This is a genomic window from Paenibacillus sp. FSL W7-1279, assembly GCF_037969845.1.
Taxonomy (GTDB): Bacteria; Bacillota; Bacilli; order Paenibacillales; family Paenibacillaceae; genus Paenibacillus_AQ.
The window spans coordinates 817,971-836,734 of the sequence record NZ_CP150215.1 but is presented as its reverse complement, the minus strand read 5'-3'; the positions used below and the strand labels follow the sequence as shown (position 1 = coordinate 836,734).

General features: G+C 49.1%; 16 protein-coding genes, 1 tRNA gene and 1 riboswitch. Of the genes, 6 read left to right on the top strand and 11 right to left on the bottom strand.

Annotated elements, in window-relative coordinates; all coding sequences use genetic code 11:
- Positions 1 to 69: 69 nt before the first annotated feature.
- Positions 70 to 2,322, bottom strand: a complete 2,253-nt coding sequence (locus MKY82_RS03570; RefSeq protein WP_339295498.1) for an excinuclease ABC subunit UvrA — start codon at positions 2,320 to 2,322, stop codon at positions 70 to 72.
- A 286-nt stretch (positions 2,323 to 2,608) separates the two neighbouring features.
- Here MKY82_RS03570 and MKY82_RS03565 point away from each other — a divergent pair, with 286 nt between their 5' ends.
- Together MKY82_RS03565 and MKY82_RS03560 are read left to right on the top strand one after the other, a co-directional pair.
- A complete protein-coding gene (locus MKY82_RS03565; RefSeq protein ID WP_071222106.1) occupies positions 2,609 to 3,184 on the top strand; it encodes a hypothetical protein in 576 nt (191 codons plus the stop codon).
- A complete protein-coding gene (locus MKY82_RS03560) occupies positions 3,185 to 3,415 on the top strand; it encodes a hypothetical protein (protein ID WP_071222107.1) in 231 nt (76 codons plus the stop codon).
- A gap of 50 nt (positions 3,416 to 3,465) precedes the next feature.
- On the opposite strand, the gene MKY82_RS03555 is transcribed toward MKY82_RS03560, so the two are convergent.
- From MKY82_RS03555 to MKY82_RS03530, 6 genes are all read right to left on the bottom strand, one after another.
- Positions 3,466 to 3,624: a hypothetical protein gene (locus MKY82_RS03555; protein WP_155087117.1), complete on the bottom strand. Its 159-nt coding sequence runs from the start codon at positions 3,622 to 3,624 to the stop codon at positions 3,466 to 3,468.
- A 188-nt stretch (positions 3,625 to 3,812) separates the two neighbouring features.
- Positions 3,813 to 4,331, bottom strand: a complete 519-nt coding sequence (locus MKY82_RS03550) for a DinB family protein (RefSeq protein ID WP_339295497.1) — start codon at positions 4,329 to 4,331, stop codon at positions 3,813 to 3,815.
- A gap of 113 nt (positions 4,332 to 4,444) precedes the next feature.
- Positions 4,445 to 4,744 carry a phage holin family protein gene (locus MKY82_RS03545; protein WP_071222109.1) on the bottom strand — a complete coding sequence of 100 codons (300 nt, stop codon included), beginning with the start codon at positions 4,742 to 4,744 and terminating at the stop codon, positions 4,445 to 4,447.
- 189 nt (positions 4,745 to 4,933) lie between these two features.
- Positions 4,934 to 5,488, bottom strand: coding sequence for a hypothetical protein (locus MKY82_RS03540; protein WP_339295496.1), 555 nt, complete (start codon positions 5,486 to 5,488; stop codon positions 4,934 to 4,936).
- Positions 5,489 to 5,650: 162 nt separating this feature from the next.
- Entirely contained in the window at positions 5,651 to 7,456 is a 1,806-nt protein-coding gene (locus MKY82_RS03535) for an ABC transporter ATP-binding protein (protein WP_339295495.1), read from the bottom strand.
- Positions 7,453 to 9,198 (bottom strand): ABC transporter ATP-binding protein, encoded by a 1,746-nt coding sequence (locus tag MKY82_RS03530; RefSeq protein ID WP_339295494.1) that lies wholly within the window; start codon positions 9,196 to 9,198, stop codon positions 7,453 to 7,455. Before MKY82_RS03530 ends, MKY82_RS03535 begins: the two co-directional genes overlap by 4 nt.
- Positions 9,199 to 9,460: 262 nt before the next feature.
- Here MKY82_RS03530 and MKY82_RS03525 point away from each other — a divergent pair, with 262 nt between their 5' ends.
- On the top strand, positions 9,461 to 9,793 hold the full coding sequence (locus MKY82_RS03525) for a hypothetical protein (RefSeq protein ID WP_071222114.1): 333 nt from the start codon (positions 9,461 to 9,463) through the stop codon (positions 9,791 to 9,793).
- Between the two features lie 273 nt (positions 9,794 to 10,066).
- On the opposite strand, the gene MKY82_RS03520 is transcribed toward MKY82_RS03525, so the two are convergent.
- Both MKY82_RS03520 and MKY82_RS03515 read right to left on the bottom strand, forming a co-directional pair.
- Positions 10,067 to 10,789, bottom strand: coding sequence for an N-acetylmuramoyl-L-alanine amidase (locus MKY82_RS03520; protein WP_339295493.1), 723 nt, complete (start codon positions 10,787 to 10,789; stop codon positions 10,067 to 10,069).
- A 1,097-nt stretch (positions 10,790 to 11,886) separates the two neighbouring features.
- Positions 11,887 to 11,985, bottom strand: a complete 99-nt coding sequence (locus tag MKY82_RS03515; protein ID WP_074961926.1) for a YjcZ family sporulation protein — start codon at positions 11,983 to 11,985, stop codon at positions 11,887 to 11,889.
- Between the two features lie 275 nt (positions 11,986 to 12,260).
- Between MKY82_RS03515 and MKY82_RS03510 the strand changes: the two genes are divergently transcribed.
- Positions 12,261 to 12,503: a WGxxGxxG family protein gene (locus MKY82_RS03510; protein WP_194540773.1), complete on the top strand. Its 243-nt coding sequence runs from the start codon at positions 12,261 to 12,263 to the stop codon at positions 12,501 to 12,503.
- An 801-nt stretch (positions 12,504 to 13,304) separates the two neighbouring features.
- Here MKY82_RS03510 and MKY82_RS03505 read toward each other — a convergent pair.
- Positions 13,305 to 13,376: transfer RNA gene (locus MKY82_RS03505), tRNA-Thr, on the bottom strand.
- A 108-nt stretch (positions 13,377 to 13,484) separates the two neighbouring features.
- Positions 13,485 to 13,790 carry an MTH1187 family thiamine-binding protein gene (locus MKY82_RS03500; protein ID WP_071222119.1) on the bottom strand — a complete coding sequence of 102 codons (306 nt, stop codon included), beginning with the start codon at positions 13,788 to 13,790 and terminating at the stop codon, positions 13,485 to 13,487.
- Positions 13,791 to 14,149: 359 nt separating this feature from the next.
- Positions 14,150 to 14,384, top strand: a riboswitch (cobalamin riboswitch).
- A gap of 193 nt (positions 14,385 to 14,577) precedes the next feature.
- On the opposite strand from MKY82_RS03500, the gene MKY82_RS03495 reads away from it, so the two are divergent.
- Positions 14,578 to 16,911, top strand: coding sequence for a ribonucleoside-diphosphate reductase subunit alpha (locus tag MKY82_RS03495; RefSeq protein WP_071222121.1), 2,334 nt, complete (start codon positions 14,578 to 14,580; stop codon positions 16,909 to 16,911).
- Between the two features lie 786 nt (positions 16,912 to 17,697).
- Positions 17,698 to 18,729: a ribonucleotide-diphosphate reductase subunit beta gene (locus tag MKY82_RS03490; protein WP_071222122.1), complete on the top strand. Its 1,032-nt coding sequence runs from the start codon at positions 17,698 to 17,700 to the stop codon at positions 18,727 to 18,729.
- Positions 18,730 to 18,764 lie beyond the last annotated feature (35 nt).

The window sequence follows — 18,764 nt, the reverse complement described above, 5'->3', positions numbered from 1 at the left end:
CCATGTTACATACTGCATGGGTTCGGTCAGACTCCGGTAAGAACCGGCCTTCGCTCCCTTGGATTCCTGCTAACCCCGTACATACTTCGCAGTCAGCGATTGTTCCGCCGTGATCAGTTCAGCAGGCGTTCCTTCGAACATGACCCTGCCTCCCCTGCTGCCGCCCTCGGGTCCGAGATCAATGATCCAGTCCGCCTGACGGATCACATCCAGATTGTGCTCGATCACGATCACCGAGCTGCCATTATCAACGAGCCGATTCATCATGTCCAGCAAATGCCCGACATCCGACATATGCAGTCCGGTCGTCGGCTCGTCCATCACGTAGATCTTTCCCTGCTTGTGCAGCTCGCTGGCCAGCTTGATGCGCTGGCTTTCGCCCCCGGACAGAGTGCTTAGCGGCTGTCCGAGGGTCAGATAGTGCAGGCCCACATCGTGCAAAGCCTCCAGCCGCCGCCTGATTTCTTTTTTCTCGAAAAAATCGAGCGCCTGCAGCACGGTCATATCCAGCACATCGGTAATCATTTTTCCATGGAGCTTATACTGCAGTACATCATCCTTAAAGCGCCTGCCGTCACAGGTGTCGCACGGAGACTTGATGCCTTCCATGAACGCCAGGTCCGTATAGATGAAACCAAGCCCGTGGCAGTCGGGGCAGGCCCCTTTGGAATTGAAGCTGAACAGGGATGGACTCTGATCGTTAGCTTTGGCGAACAAACTCCGGATGTCATCCATGATGCCCGTATAGGTAGCAGGATTGGAACGGATCGAGGTGCTGACGGCAGACTGGTCGATGACGACAGCCTCGGGATGCTGGGACAGGAAGGCGTGATGAATCAGCGAGCTCTTGCCTGACCCCGCTACGCCGGTGATCACGGTCAACACGCCTTCCGGGATATCCACCGTTACATTGTTCAGATTATGATGATTGGCATTGGCAATCCGCATCTGTCCTGTCGGTACCCGGAACTGTTCTTTCATCGGCATGAAACGTTTCATATACTGCCCGGTTAACGTAGAATCTTGGCTGCACAGCTGCTCAACCGTGCCCTCGAAGACAATTTCCCCACCCCGGGTTCCGGCATTCGGCCCCACGTCCACCACATGGTCGGCAATTTCAATCACGTCACGGTCATGCTCCACGACCAGCACCGTGTTGCCCTTGTCGCGAAGTTTCCTGAGCATGTCGTTCAGCCGGTGAACATCCCTTGGATGTAAACCCACGCTGGGCTCATCAAAAACATACATCATATCCGTCAGGCTGCTGCCCAGATGCCTAACCATCTTCACCCGCTGCGACTCGCCCCCGGAGAGCGTGGTCGTCTCCCGATTCAGCGTCAAGTAATCCAGCCCCATATCCATCAAGTGCTGCAGCCGCTCGGCCAAGCTGGCCACCATACTCGCAGCCATGGGCTCTTTAATATTCAGGATGACCTCTCTTAACTCCCCGATCTCCATAGCCGCACAATCGGCGATATTATAGCCGTTGATCCTGCAGCTTAATGCTGCTTGACTAAGCCGCGTCCCCTTGCATAAAGGGCATGTGCCATGCGTAATAACATTTTTGACGTGATTCAAGGTGCGTTCCGACAATTCACTGCTGTCTCTCTGAATATAAAGCCGGTTAAACTTCAACACGAGACCTTCGAAGTCGGACTGTACCGGTCCTCCCTTGGACGGGAACGTTACCTTCCCCTCCTTGCCGTACAGGAAGAGATCCCATTCCGCTTCGGAATAGTCGGCCAGCTTCTTGTCGTTATCAAAGAAACCGGACATGGTGTAATTCTTCATATACCAGCTATCTACGGAGAAAATAGGGAATCGGACCGCTCCCTCATTCAAAGACTTGCTTGTATCCAGCAGTTTATTTAGATCGAGCTCGACCTTCCTGCCGATTCCCTGACATTCCGGACACATGCCTTGGGGATCGTTAAAAGAAAAGACGTTGGAATATCCCACAAACGGCTGTCCCACTCTGGAAAACAACAGACGGAGTATGGCGTACAGATCCGTAATCGTCCCTAGCGTGGATCGCGAATTGCCCCCCAGACGCTTCTGGTCGATGACGATGGCCGTCGACAAGTTCTCGATCGAATCGACGTCCGGCTGACTGTGCCGTGGAAGTCGGTTGCGGACAAAAGCGGTAAACGTCTCATTCAGCAACCGCTGAGCTTCCGAGCTGATGGTATCGAACACGATGGACGATTTGCCCGACCCGGATACGCCGGTAAAGACCGTGATTTTTCGTTTAGGAATTTGCAGCGTCACATTCTTCAGGTTATTCTCTCTGGCTCCACGAATGTTGATATATTCTTGCTCCATGGCCGTTCCTCCCTTGTACCCTGTAGTGTTCTTATTATAAAAGGGCAATCATGACATGTACTGTCATAATGGATGAAGGCTTTATTAAGTTATTCCCGTAACCGCGAAATATCAGGAAGGTTGTTGCCGCATTAATGCTATACTTAGTTTATAATGAGTCAGGAGAAAGAAAATGTTACTCCCTCCCATTTTTGATTCCGGTTTGCCAACAAGCATCCTGTCCCTTACAATTTACGGAACATCATCGTTTCTTAGAATTCATGATTAACAGGAGAGTAATGACGATATGAGCAAAAAAATAGTCGCCATCGATATGGATGATACCATCTGCCATCTCATACCCAAGGCCATTCATTATCACAATCTGCAGTACAAGGACCCTCAGCTGACGCTGGATCAGATTACCGATTATAACCTGCACCAAATCTGGCATCCTGAATGCTCGGAGGAGTTTTTCTTCGGAAAGCCGGGTTTATATGAAGAACTTGAACTATTTGATGAATATACGATTGACGAAGTCCACAGAATGACGCATGATTATGACGTCATTGTTGTTACCGCAGCCCGTCCCTCCTCGGTGCCCGAGAAATGGAGATGGCTGCAGCGGCATATGCCTTTTATTCCGTTCGAGAATTTTTTCGTGGCCAAGCGCAAGGATTTAGTGGAATTTGATCTTCTGATTGACGATGGTCCCCATAATGCGATTGCCGCCAGAAAAGCCGGAAAACAAACCATTCTGATTCCGCGTCCGTGGAACGCGCATATTCAGCATGAATTTATTCTGAAGGATTCCTGGAAGGGAATGAACGAGCTAGTAGACCGCATTTTATCTGATTCTAACCATCAAGGGGATATGAAATAAATGAATACAGACCGCAATAGCCGGTACCTATCGCAAGACATCCATTTTTTCGCGGCCGCCTTATCGGAAACGGTGGTTTCCGTATGGGAAGAGGATCCCGCAAGCGTATACGTGGAGATCGAGCGGGGTTACATTGAATGCTACACACCGGATGTCGTCCGCATCCGCAACGAAGAGACAGGTTATCTGACGCACTACAGCCGTGACACCGCTATGTTTCAACGGATGTAAACCGATAAAGCCGCTTCCCATGCCGGGAGGCGGCTCTTTAATTATTCAGATTACCTTTTAGCTGACAGGACAAGAATCAGGGTTGCCAGCGGGCCTAGCAATAAGGATAGCAGAAACCAGTTTAATCCCGTTCTATTTTTCCCTTGAGCCAAACCCGCATTGATTAATGCCAGCGTTCCCCACCCGACGTAAAATTCATTATTCATCATATCTCCTCCGATACCGTGCTCTTTATATGCTTATTACGTTTTGACATCTGGATCGTTGCAGGGTATACAAAAAAAGAGCAAGGAAAGCTCCCTGCCCGGGGAATATGAACGTGAATAGCAGCAACCTCAAAAAGCTCTTTCTTTAGCCGCGAAGGCCAAAACTCTCATCGGAGTGGACTTTCGATTCTTTAAGATTGCTCTAATTCTCTTAACAGCTGAAATATCTGTCCCCGATGGTGGGACTCATGCTCAATCAGATGATAGATGACCCATTCCGGTGTTACATCGTAAGGTTCCAGTTGTCTGACCTTCCTCCAGTCCGAGAGGTCCATGCTTTTGAAGTGGGCAAGCAGTTCATGACGTACCTTCTGCATACGGTGAAGGTGTTCATCCAGTGACTGATCCGGGACTTCAGAAAGACGGTTATCTTCGGTACGGTGGTCCCACGGAAAGCTGACCTTTATTTTCGGATCCCAATCGGATTCAAGCACCTCAGCGTATAGCCAGTCCGCTTCAATATAAGCAATATGGTACAACAACGAACCGATCGACTGCCGACCGTCCGCCCTATGGTTCAACTGCTCATACCGAATCCCTTCCAGCCGTTTCAATATCGTTCGCCGCACATCCTCAAGTCCCCATATCCAGCGGCCGATCTCCGGCTCAAATCCAGGCAGGGCCTCAACCATCAACGTTTTTCTCTGCAAATCTTCACGCTCCCTTAAATCATCTTATGGACTTAAGAGTAACAGGTTCAAGCGGCAGACTGCCAGGTAAAGTTCGGTTTAGGCAAAAATCATCCCGGGCCGTTCAGCCGTTCTTACTTCTTTCTAGTCGCAATCGCCTCTGCCGTTTGTTTAACGGCCTGATGGCCGAATACCGCAAACGCCCCTGCAAGTATGCCTTGAATGATATTTTCCACGCTCCAGCCGATCAAGCCGGTTGTGAACAGAATCGATACGACCATAACCAAATATACAATGCTCCAATTCGGAACCTTGGGCGTTTGCTTCAGCACATATCCGATTACCCAACAGGCAGCAACGACCATGAAGAGCCGCGGGTCGATCAATTGAAAAATGACGCTCCATTCCATGGTAAACCCACCCTTTCCATTCATCTTCTACATCCTATTCCCCGAGCCTATCGATCGGCTTGTATTTATATCCTTATTCTCGCAAGTAAAATAATAGAATATGCGAAACGGAATTTACGATAGGTTTGACGATATGCAGACGCAGCAACAAATTACGTTGCTTCTCGGTGGAGGAAATACGCAGTGAGTATCCATTATGAATGGCGGTGACACTTAAGGCTGCTGCCTCCCCGCTTCAATAATTCCGATGATCCAGTCGGTCAGCCGCCGATCCTTCTCTTCTTGACTGCAATCAGAGGGAAAGGCTAGGTAGTGCTGATGCTCAGGAATCCGGGGCACGCCCTTCTTAAGAGAAGCTTCTTCTGAATCCTCTTCGTACTGCAAGAAGCGCAGATCTCTTCCATCCAGTGTCTGATAGGCATAACAGCTGTACTCGTGCCCATCAATAACGGTCCAGTGATGTCCTTGTACCCTGGGATTGCACAATACATGCGTACCCTTCAGCTGGTTTAGCGAGTAAAGAAAGCCTTGCAGCTTGGCTTCCGTGACGTGGTAATCATCCAAGTAATAGCGCTGCGAGACTCTGGCAGCATTCGTGTCGATGATCTGGTAGTTTAGAATAAACGCAGCCCCTGTGTGCAGCACCGGATCAAAGTAATCCTTCTGAATCCAGCCCTTATGGCGGGACAGGCGATCGGACACAAGGTAATCGATATTGCTATGGTCCAGGTTATAACCGAACGTTACCAAGAATTTGCGATTCTTCATATAGATCTCTCTCCCTTATACATCTGAATGCCGACCCATTATTTCCCATAAATATTATACAAAAAAGGCAGCCTCCACACCAACGGAAGCTGCCCTGCTCTAAACCTATCTAAACCTGTCGAAACCTGTTCTTACATCCCCAATTCCAAACCAAACTTGATGTTATACCTTACTAACTTCAGCTTCATCCTCTGCGGGGGCCTGAGCCTCGACAGCGGACTGCTCGCCCTGCCATAACAGCTGCATCTCTTCGCTCGTGGCGAGCAGCTCCGCCAAGCTGCCCTCCGCTTCGATCCGCCCATCCTTCATGACGATGATATGATCGGCTTTCGAAAGAGCTGCCCTCCGATGCGATACCGCGATGCAAGTGACGCCCTGCTCCTTGAACAACCCATCCCATACCTGCTGCTCCGTCTCCACGTCCAACGCGCTGGACAGATCATCAAAAATGAATAAATCCGCGCCCGTGATCAGCATGCGTGCCGTAGCCGCCCGCTGGATTTGTCCCCCCGACAGCATAACGCCCCTCGGACCGACAAACGTCTCCAGTCCCTGATCCAGATTCTCGATATCCTTCTCCATGACCGCCAGCCGAACAGCCCGTTCCAGAGCTTCCTCGGTCCGCTCTTTCTTCCCTTGCACGATGTTCTCTCTCAAGGGATCGCTAAACAGCCTTGGAACCTGCGGAGTATAGGCCGCCCGAGGAGGCATAAGGAAGGTTGCCGGATCCACCTCTTCCCCGTTCCAGCGGATCGTTCCTTCCTGTTTCGGCAGCAGTCCGAGCAATGTCCGGACAAGCGTCGATTTCCCCGCCCCGATTCGTCCGGTCACCACCAGAAACTTGCCGCGCTCCAGGCGGAAATTAATATCCGATATGCCATTCTCCGAATTCGGATAATGGTACGATAAATTCTTGACTTCCAGCTCCTTCAGCATTTCTCCCGGTTCTCTGTGAATGGCGGGCAGTTCCGGCGGCTCTTCGTTCAGATACGTTTCCCGTGCCTCAATGATCCGGTCTTCCTCTCCAGGACGAAACAGCGACCGCATCCGGTCAAAGGAAACCTTCAGCCGCTTGTGCTGGAATACCATATAACCGAATAAGGAAATGCTGAAGCCGATATTGGCCAGGTAAGACGTGAACAAAGCAAAGTCCCCGACGGTAAAATGCCCGGCCTGCATTTCAGCTGCGCACATTAGCAGAATCAGTCCCGTACAGATGCTAAGCACATGCTGATTCAAGGATCGCATCCATTGTTTGAACAGATTATCCTTCAGCGCTGCCTGCCGGCGGTCTTCGTTCAGCTCCATAAAGCGCTCATGTACATGATCCTCGGCCTGCCCGAGCTTCAAGGCTTGAACCGCACCGAAGGTTTCCGCGATAAAGCTGGTAATGCGCCCTGTAGCTTCCCGGTTCTTTAGGCCGTAACGACGCGCGCGGTTGCCGGACAGATTGTTCAGGAGCGTGACCACCACGAGCGGCAGCACGGCCACCAGCATGATCTTCCAGTTAATGCTCGCCATAATGACAACGGATACGAGGGCAAAAACGAGACGTCCCCAGAAATCCACCCAGGATTCCACGTATTCCACAACTTCATCCACGTCATCGCGGAAGCGGCTCATCGCCTCCCCTGGAGAAGCTGGCAAATTACGCCCGGGCCAGCGCATAATGCCGGCCAGCATGTTCGTGCGCAGAATGGCCTGAATGTGGTAAATATACGTTACCCATTGATAGAAGGCCGCAAAGAACGTCCCTACCCGCGCAACCCTTACAACGGCAATAAAGATCAAGGGTACCGCCAGCCATACATAATCCGTGGAATTGGCCGTCGCCCGGTCAAAAAACCACTGCATCCCCAGTCCGATCAATAGCGGCAAAGAATGAAATATGCACCACAGCAGACCGTTGATTAAAAATAATGAAGGCCTGAATCGAAAGAGGCGCCCTATAAAACCCGTGATGGTCATGCCAGTTCCTCCTCTCTGCCTGTGCTCAGCAGTCTGGCATAATGTGATGCCGGATCAAGCGCAAGTGCTTCCCGTGCGCCGAATTCCATAATTCGCCCGTCACCCAGCACCATAATTTTATCCACCTGCTCCAGCGTAGCCAGCCGGTGCGCGATGATGATGCCCGTACAGCTGCTCATCAGCTGATCCACGGCTACCTGCAGCATCGTTTCCGTTGCGGCATCCAGGCGTGAAGACGGTTCATCCAGAATCACCAAGCTTGGTTGCGTCAAAAATACCCGGGTTAAAGCGAATAGCTGAGCTTCTCCCGCGGACAGCGAAGCTCCGCCTGCTGTCAGATGCGTATCCAGGCCTTCCGGCTGTGCATCGATCCATTGCCGAAGCCCCAAACGCTCCGTCGTTTCCAGAATGAATGCATCCGACACGCCGTGATCAAACAACGTCAGGTTGTCACGCAGCGAGCCATCGAACAGCTGCACATCCTGTGTGACCATCCCCACCCGGCGGTAAAGCGCAGGCAGCTTCAGCTTCGTGATATCGGTCCCCCCAACGCGGATCACGCCGCTGTCGATGTTATACAGTCGAAGCAGAATACGGCTGAGACTCGACTTTCCGCTGCCGGTACGACCGATAATGCCCAGGCGTTCGCCTGGTTTGACTTCAAAGTTGATGTCTTTTAACACCGGTTTATCTTCGTTATAACTGAAGCTGACGCCTTCAAATTCCAAACCGAGCGCCCCTTCCGGAAGCTCCTCTTGCTCTCCGTCCACAATCTCGCTCTTGTTGGACAACAACTCTCTGGAGCGCAGCATGCCGGATTTTGCTTTTTGGAACTCCTGCACCTGGTCACCCAGCATCTCGATCGGATCATTCAGCATCTGCGTATATTGGTAGATTAAGAACAGGGTCCCCAGCGTAATTTCACCGATCAGATAATAGCGAACCCCTAGTAACAGGACAGCGGTAACCGCAAGGGCAAACAGAATCACCGTGGTATTCCAAGGGACAACGCGGAGCATCCAGGCTTTTCTCCCTTTCAGAAACACGGTGCGCATCATCCGGTGAAACCGATTCATCACATACGGCACATTGCCGTTCGCCTGTACATCCTCAATGCCGGCGATGCGTTCCTCAATTAACCCGAACAGCGAAGCGCTGGCTTCGCGTTCATTCTTCGAAGAATTGACGCCCATATTCCGGATGAGCACCATGAACAAAATGGACAGCAGCGTAAACACCGTCATGACGATCGCGATCGGCAGATTGACCGTAAACATAAATCCTAGTATGCCGGCGAGCAGCACAAAACTTCCGATAACCTGCACGATGAACATCGCGAAGAAGTTCGAAATATTCGTCACGTCGCCGTCCACCCGCTCGATCATCTCGCCGGGCGTTTTGACATTATGAAATCGCATATCCAGCCGCAAGCTATGCTTCAAGAGATCGCCGCGAAGCCGGTTTGTCGCTCGCCATGAAATATCGTTCCCCATATAGCTGACAGCCACGGTTATCAGCTGGTTAAAAACAGCCACGACCAGAAACAATCCCGCCAGCTGAATCAGCGCGGCTATAACCCCGCCTTCGGCTGCCGTGTCAATAAATCGTTTGACAATTTGCGGATTCAAAAGCTGCAAACCCGTCGACGTCAACAGCAACACGAGCAGCAGTATTAACCGTCCTTTTACCGGTTTCAAATACCGCAGCAGCCATGACATTGAAACCTTTTCTTGTTTGGGCACAGTGCCCACCCCCATATGCAAGCAAGTATGTACGGACCTCCATCCCCCATAAAGCAAGGTGTGGCGGCAGTAAATCATTACCAGTCTACATGATATCGACCGTCATTCCTAGGTAAAGAATAATTATAAATATGTACTAAACCTTCTCCCTTTATATAAAAATAGCAAGTCAATACCTGCTTCAAAAAAAAGCGAATCCGATAATTCAGCATACTCGTATATGTATAATAGAGTGACGTGCAACTTTTTGGAGGTGGGCATAATGAATACTGGGATCAGTGGATTAGACGGACTGGATGAAGAGAAGCTATCAGAAATTCGCGAAAATGCCGCAAGGCTCTCGGACATGAAACAAGAAGTGCCCGTGGAAGAATTGTTCTCGGAATCATTTATTCAAAGACATACCAAGTTTTCTTCAATCGGTCACTTGCTGAAAGCCGCAGGTTATGAGGGAAGCACAGATGAAGAGTTTGACGAATTCATACAAGGACATACGATTAACCCGTTTATCGTTGAACATACCCCATTTCGCAGCTGGCAGGATTTCCAGGAATTAGCCGTATCGGCTTATATCACGAAATGGCTGGGATTGTAAATAGCTCATCCAAAGGCCTGGGCTTTGCCTCAGATGAGGGAAGACAACCAAAGAAGCCCCTCTAACCGATGTTAGAGGGGCTTCTGATATATTTTTTAAGGGGTGCTTATATCATAAGCTCCGAATATTAATGGAAGCTTAAATTAGGATTAAAGGGACATAAATTGTTCGATGGGGCACAAATAGCACTGCTCTTTTGCACACCCCCAACAAGTGGAGGTTTGCATATCCATGGAGGAGAACCATACTTCCTATCTCAAAATAATCAGGTGTTTATTCGGTCGTAACTGTAGCCGTCTTGGTCTTATTATCCCAGCTCACTCTGGCGCCTAATGCTTCACCGATGGCCCGAAGCGGCACATAGGTCACGCCATTCTCAAGCTTGCCATCCGCGATCTGCTTTCCGTTGACGACGACATGTACCTTATCCTCCACTGTACCAGCCCCCTTCTGAAGCCCCAAATATTTAGCAATGCCATTCACATGCCCGATCACAATAGAATCTATTACATCCTGCCGTTTAAGCTTAGCTGCATCTGCCGCGACATCGATAAACAAGTTTTCGGTTAAGACGGCAGGCATTTTAGATTCACGGACCATATGCAAGTTAGCGGCCTTCTGCCCCCGATCGATGACTCCGAAGGATTTAATGGCATTCATGACCTCCGTATGCATAACGTTCTGCAATTTTACCGAACCGGAGCTTGCCGAGGTATATCGATATGACTCAAAGCCCCCTGCACCTCCACCCGCGTTACAATGGATGCTAACTAGGATATCTGCGCCAGCAGCGTTTGCCTTACGAGTCCGTTCATCCAATTCAAGGAACACATCTGAAGACCGGGAGAGTAGAACTTGGACATCGCCATATTCAGCTTCCAATCGATTCTTCACAGCAAGAGACACCGCTAACACGACGTCTTTCTCCTGCAGGCCATTTCCGGTTGCTCCGGAATCCTTCCCGCCATGCCCTGCGTCAATCCAAACCTTTTTCACGATCATTCACCGCCTTTGTAGGTTGTTGAATAGCCCGATGATCCATTACAGCGAAGGCAACTGCAGTAATTCCTTCCACCAATGCTTCCACGCTTATATTAGGCAAGCAACTGTAAGTCCTACTGCAAGGACGAGTATAATATATAAGATACTCCAATCTGGTACATTCGGTGTTTGCTTAAGCCTATATTGGATGGCCTAGATACAGTCTCTATGTTCGTCGATTGCCATTCATATCTGGCTTGGTCTATTAATATTCGGAAATCCGAAGAAATAGCAATCCGAATGAACTGTAGCTCTGGTGGAATTATCCACCTTTTTAGCTGGTAATATGTATTACTCGGATTAACTATTTTCATTGAGTTTTGGTGAGGAGCTGGTTAATATATCTGGATTTGTGCTTATCTTGTTTGCTGTCGTTTTTTTGGTACGTGGTGTATTGAGAATACGCAAACCCACATGGGGTTCCTTATATAAAATCTGGAAAGTAAAGTATGAGTCTGAGCCAAGTTCGGACTACATTCAATATATTAAATCCAGTGGGCTTCTTCTGCTGGTCCTCGGATCCATTTTATTCGTGGCTGGAATTCTGATTGTTCTGCTATGATCCCTCTCTCCAAACATAATAGCGAGCCCCCATACACCTTCTCGCCTTTTCAACGGTTATTACATCCTATAAACGGAAAAGCGGCAGATAGTCAATTCCATTTCATTCTCAAGTTGTAGCTCTATGGATAGTGGTGAACCTTTGTTAAGGTTCACCACTGCATTACAGACTTTTTATGCGTGATTCTTCTTATGCTTTTTACACTTTACGATGATTTTTTGTCCAGGTTTGAGGATGATAACTTTAACCTTATGATGATGTTTTTTCATAAGAAATCCTCCCTTCACAGAAGATATTGCATTATATGCAGCATCTGCGAGAATGATTGGACTACTAATCTATGAAATGAAATCATGAAACGATCGACAAAAGAACCCTCTTCCTTATTGCACTGTGTTATGGAAAAGGCACCCAGATTTGTCTGGATGCCTTCAAATATAATTCTGGAACATTCCATTCACGCAAGTGGGTCCTTATACAAGGTATTTACTTAAAATCCCCAAGTACGCAGTATAATTACAAGTAGAATAAAGAGAACGAGAATAACACCAATACTACTTCCATACCCAGAACCTTCGTATCCACTCATTTTTCCCTACCCCTTCCTAATTGGAATAATACATAGTATGTAAGGGCGTCTGATAACGCAAAGGCAAGAGGTAATAGTCAAGGACATATTTTATAAAAACAAGAACTATCGAAGATGCGATTACTGTTTAGCCCTGTTCATATCCGTATTTCCGCTATAACGATGAGGATGTCCTTCGTTGTTCAGTAACGAATAATAATATCCGTAAAGGGCACCATAATTCTGGTACCTGTCCCGCTAAATAATCAACATTATTACGGAAAGGAGTTCAAATCGTGAAGAAAATCCTCGCCACATTTTTAGCCGGTATTAGTATTGCTTTGATTCTTGCGGTTCCTGCTTTTGCAGAAAACAACAACAACATGAATTCAAACGATATGAGAACCAATAACGTGAACACAAACGGCTATAACACGAATGCTGTAGGCAATGACAACGATACAGACTGGGGCTGGCTCGGTTTGCTCGGTCTTGCCGGCCTCGTAGGTCTGAGACGTCGCAATCCTGAACGTCATTAAAGACCTGTTGAAGTAATATAATAAAATCCTGCTCATTCGAGCGGGATTTTATTATTTCTTTCACCAATCGCAGAGTCCACCCTGGTCAAGATCGGCCCTTTGACTCAACACACTTTGCAGCAAGGTTCCCTTTCGTGAGTCCCGTTCCTTTTCAGATAAGATCTACTCGTGTTCAAATGAAACCATAGTGAATTTTACCTGAATTTGATATACTGACATCATTACTTTAGTCATGGGTGCGTGATCAATCAAATGTGGGATAAAGAACTAAAAATAGCCATTCAGAAGAAGCACATCGTGACGATATACCTCATCAATGGCGAAGTATTACAAGGCATACCAGATACTTGTACAGATCGCTTGGAGATGCGGAGTGCTTATGGGCCAGTCTGGGTTCCATTAGAGGAAATAAAGCATGTGAGTCGATTAATACGACTAGACGAAAAAAGGAACCTGCTGGCATAGCCAGAGGTTCTTTCGTGTATTTTCTATCTGCCTTTCTATGGCAAACTTCTTTCACCCTCACCACTCACCTAATTCAAGTTCACTATGACACCAGTGCATTCCTCATTTTGATTATTCTCGTACACTATATCCATCTATGGGGAGGGGTCACTGTTGAGTTGGCCTAAACCCAAACAATGTAGAAGGAAGACGATTGTTGGCTGTTCTTCAAAGTGAAAAAGGAAACGTCTTCATCAGACTAAAAGGTAGAGCGATGGTAGAAGAACGGATTAAACAACAATAACGGCCCGGTCCCCGAAAACTCGGAAAACCGCGCCGTTGTTGACTTTATGAAGATGCTGGTGAAGGGAATTGAACCCCCGACCTACGCATTACGAGTGCGTTGCTCTACCCCTGAGCTACACCAGCACATGTGATTCGATGTTATTCCTCACGAAACAACAAAAATTATTATAATACTTCAGCAGCAAAATGCAAGCCCAATTCTTACGGAAATATCCCCCGAAACTGGCGGCGCTATCCGCCTAATTTCTCCTGCACGGACTGGATCTTCTGTTTGCTTGAGGAAACTTGGTCCCTGCGGTCGTCGATCTTCACGGAAGTCGATACGCGCTGCGCACCGGACAGAAAGGGCGCTTCATGCAAAGCCTCTATCGCCCGCCAGATCATGTTAAGCTCTCCCTCGATGATGGTGCTCATCGAAGTCAGCTCATAGGATATTCCATCCTGTTGTTTCAATACACGCTGCATCTCAGCAACATAAGAGCTCAAACTCGTTGTTGCGGTTCCGATTGGAATCACCGTTACCTCCGCTATTGCCATCTTAAAACCCTCCCTTGTTCCCATCCCATTTATATGGAATGCTCTAAATTTCCGAATACTGTTATCATAACAATTCTGGCCCTCCATATCAAAGTCCGTCTGCCTTTAGCTTCACACAAGATATGGTGTACCTTCCTCGTTTCGTCCATACGAATATATCCTATTTTGTCAAAACGATAATATACGTGGTATCTGCGCAGAAAAGGTCGCATTTGGTCACAATTCAGGAAATGTTATGGCCTTTTGGCAGTTTCTTAACTGGCACAATGACCGCTCGTTTGCTATAATTCATTTTGCGTTCAATTTTAAGAATATGGTTTACAAACACAATATATTGGGTTAAATTAGATTAACAACAACCAAATATAGTGTATATAGGTGCCGGATAAACCTATAAGGCAGTCCGGCTTAATAGGGAAGCATGGTGCAAATCCATCACGGTCCCGCCACTGTAAGGGCTCTAAGGCTGTTTATGATCTATCAGCCATCCACATCCGACATATGCCACCGAGGAACCGGAGCAAGGTCTCGGGAAAGGCAATTCCGAGGGAAGAAGCTCAAGTCAGGAGACCTGCCTATATGCAGTAGACACCAACCTACGGGGTTTTAGGTAAGTGTTCGTTAAACTTGCGTCTGTACATAACATCATGCCCGTTCATGGGCTTATGGCAAACGTCATTTTCGAATCACAGCGCACGGACATTTTCAAGCCTGCCCGCGGGTTTTAGAAAATGTTTTTTTGATGTCCTTTTTCATATTTCCCCCGAAGAAAGCGAGGAATTTATTCATGCCCCAGCTCGTAGTTAAACCGAACAACCGTCAGCTCGCCTTTGATGAAATTCGCCTCTCCGTCTATGCCGATCGGACTCTGAAAGGATTGGACATGCTCGATAAAGAGCGCCTGCTTCGCGGCGTCAATGCCAAATTGCGCGGCGAGCAGGTTACCGGCGAAGAAATCAGCAACGCCTTCACGATGTCCGCCCTTGAGCTTGTCACCAAAGAGGAGCCGAATTGGAAGTTTGCAGCTGCGCGTTCGTTTCTGACCTCTTTATATAAAAAAGCGGCCACCAACCGCCGATACAAAGCCTACCCGGAAGAGCCATACGGTGCCTTCTATCCGCTCATTACGGAGCTTGTACAGAAAGGCATCTATCGCGAGGATCTTCTGACCAGCTATACCAAAGAACAAATCGAAGAGCTCGGCGAGTGCATCGATCCAAGCCGCGATCTGCTGTTTGATTACATCGGTCTGTTGACGCTGGCTGAGCGTTACCTGGCAAACGACTTTGACGGTCGCGTTATGGAACTTCCGCAAGAACGCTACATGGTCATCGCGATGTTCCTCATGCATAACGAGCCTGCCGACAAGCGTCTTGACCTTGTCAAAGAAGCCTACTGGGCCATGAGTAACCTGTACATGACGGCGGCTACGCCGACAATGTCCAATGCAGGCAAAAAGGTAGCCGGCCAGCTTTCCAGCTGCTTCATCGATACCGTAGACGACTCCCTGGAAGGGATCTTCGATTCCAATACGGATATCGCCCGTCTCAGCAAAATGGGCGGCGGCATCGGGGTATACCTCGGTAAAGTCCGTGCACGCGGCTCTGACATCCGCGGTCACAAGAATACCAGCTCCGGCGTTATCCCTTGGATTCGCCAGTTGAACAACACCGCTGTTAGCGTTGACCAATTGGGAACTCGTAAAGGTGCCATCGCGGTTTATCTGGATGTGTTCCACAAAGACATTCTGTCCTTCCTGGATCTGAAGCTGAACAACGGTGACGAGCGTATGAGAGCACATGACGTGTTCCATGGCGTATGTCTGCCTGACTTGTTCATGGAGGCTGTAGAAGCACGTGAAGAGTGGAGCCTGTTCTGTCCGCATGAAGTGAAGAAAATCATGGGCTGGAAAGACGAGAATGGCCGTCCGCTGGGCCTGGAAGACTTCTATGATCAAGGACAAGGCGAAGGCGAATTCCGTCAAAAATATGCTGAAGCCGTGGCGAACCCGCTGCTGCCGCGGATTACGGTACAAGCCATCGACATTATGAAGCGCATCATGAAATCCCAGCTTGAAACGGGTACACCGTACATGTTCTACCGCGACACGGTCAACCGTGCGAACCCGAACTCTGCGCATGGCATGATCTACTCCTCCAACCTGTGTACGGAGATCATGCAGAACCAATCTCCGACAGTCGTTGAGCAAGAAGAGCTGGTTACGAAAGACGGGCAAACTCGAATCGTCATTTCCAAAATCCCTGGCGATTTCGTTGTCTGCAACCTGAACTCTATCCACTTGGCTCGTGCTGTACCTGCCGGTGTATTGGAGCGTCTCGTTCCAATTCAGGTTCGCATGCTGGATAACGTCATCGACATTAACAATATTGAAGTTCTGCAAGCTCAATATACCAACAGTCAATATCGTGCGGTCGGTCTCGGCACCTTCGGTCTGCATCACTTGCTGGCGCTGGAAGGCATTCGCTGGGAATCCGACGAAGCCGTTGCCTATAATGACAACCTGTATGAGCACATCAACTACCTGCTCGTTAAATCCAGCATGGAGCTGGCCAAGGAAAAAGGCCATTATCCGAAATTCAAAGGCTCCGACTGGGAGAGCGGCGAGTACTTTACGTTCCGCGGTTACACCGACGGCGAGCATGAAGGCAAGTTCGTAACCACCGAACAATGGCGCGAATTGCAGCAAGAAGTACAAGCGAACGGTGTCCGTAACGCATGGCTGTTTGCCATCGCACCGAACGGCTCCACCTCGATCATCGCGGGTTCCACGGCGAGCATCGATCCATTGTACGAACTTCTTTCTTATGAAGAAAAAACCACCTATAAAGTGGCTAACCCGGCTCCGGATCTATCCGAAAAAACGATCTGGTACTATAAAACGGCTTTCTTGATCGACCAGCATTGGTCCATCAAAATGGCTGCCGCCCGTCAGCGTCACGTTGACCAGGCACAAAGCTTTAACCTGTATGTCCGCCCTGATATCCGTGCTTCGGAATTCCTGGAGCTGCACCTGCATGCTTGGAAAGCCGGTATCAAGTCCACGTACTATGTACGCAGCCGTGCGCTGACGATTGAAGAGTGTGAGTCGTGCGCAAGCTAAGAGTTTAGTCTAACCTTTTTCGAACCCACCCAAACCCTCCCTTCCAAGGGAGGGCCCCAAGGGCGCTGCCCTCTGGACACCCGCAAGGTGTGCATGGCGTGAATGATGCGCTTCTATAGTTACTTTAGTGGCCAGGAGCGCTTTCTCCCTTCGGGAACGCTGGAATATGGTGCGAAGCTAATGAGCTACTTCGTGCGTTTTGTTAAGTTACTGCCTGCGTGGATCGCTCTCCCTTTGGGAATCGCTTCTCATGCGGCGCAGGGACCGTGAGTTACTTCGTGCGTTTTGTTGAGTTACTGCCTGCGTGGATCGCTCTCCCTTTGGGAATCGCTTCTCATGCGGCGCAGGGACCGTGAGTTACTTCGTGCGATTGTTAAGTTACTGCCTGCGTGGATCGCTCTCACTTTGGGAATCGCTTCTCATGTGGTGCGAAGCTAATGAGTTACTTCGTGCGATTTGTTAAGTTACTGCCTACGTGGATCGCTCTCCCTTTGGGAATCGCTTTTCATGTGGTGCAAACAAGCATCGAACAGCTGCATGCGGGTGTTCCCGCTTAGCAGGAGTGGATAAGCTTTCTAAATAGAAGACTACAAGGGTAAGGGTATCCAATCGGAAGAGTTTACGTCCGCCTTTGGGAGCCCTTTGCAACCTTTACAATACATTCAGGCAAAGGGCGGACAACAAGCAGCTGGAGATGGATACCCGTCCCGTGAATATGCTGGACCAATATCCCTCAGCTTCACCTAGGCGCCGCCCTACTATGATATACAAGGAGAGAAAATCGGCATGCAAATGCAAAAGATATTTAACACCGAAGCACCCAACCGCTCCACGCGTGTTATTGAAGGTGAATGCTCCGGGATCCTGAACTGGAACGACATTCGGATGCCTCATATGTATAAGCTGTACAAGGTCCTGCTGCTAAACCACTGGATCGCGGACGAGATTCCGATGTCCAAGGATGCGCAGCAGTTCCCGCGCCTGGACCCTGAAGAGCAGCGCACCTTCAAGATCAACATCTCCCTGCTGGCTGTTCTGGATTCCATGCAGACGATGTTTGTAAGCGACGTGAAGCGTTACTTCACGGATTCGTCGCTCGAAGCCATCTCGGCCATCATCGGTCAGCAAGAGGTGGTTCACAACCAATCCTATTCCTATGTGCTCTCTTCCATCGTTTCGGATCAGGAACAGAAGGAAATCTTCGAGTACTGGAAGCATGATCCGGTTCTGCTCGAGCGCAATCAGTTCATTTCGGACATCTATCAAAACTTCCGTGACAATCCGTCGCCGCAGTCCTTCTTCGAAGCGATGGTGGCTGACCTGATCCTGGAAGGCATCTTCTTCTACAGCACGTTTGCCTTCTTCTACAACTTGGCCCGTGACCAGAAGATGATGGCAACCAGCCAGATGATTTCCTATATTCAGCGTGACGAGAACCAGCACTGCTACTTCTTCGCCGAAGTGTTCAAGCAGCTGCTCAAGGACTTCCCTGAGCTGAACACGAAAGAGAACATCGACTACCTGTACCGCACCATTGACCGTGCGGTTGAGCTTGAGACCAACTGGGCTCACTACACACTCAGCAATGTGCGCGGCATCGATCTGAACGAATTGGGCGATTACATCAAGTACATCGCGAACCGTCGTATCACCATGATGGGTCTGGAAAAAGCTTATGAAGGCGTGGACGTTAACTGCATGCCATGGATCAAGCCTTTCTCGGATGAAGCCCTCAACGCAACGAAGACCGACTTCTTCGAAGCCAAATCCCGTAACTACGGCAAAGTTGGCGACGACAACGGGTTTGACGATCTATAAGCTCCTCTCCATATAACAAACCTCCGTGATCCCTT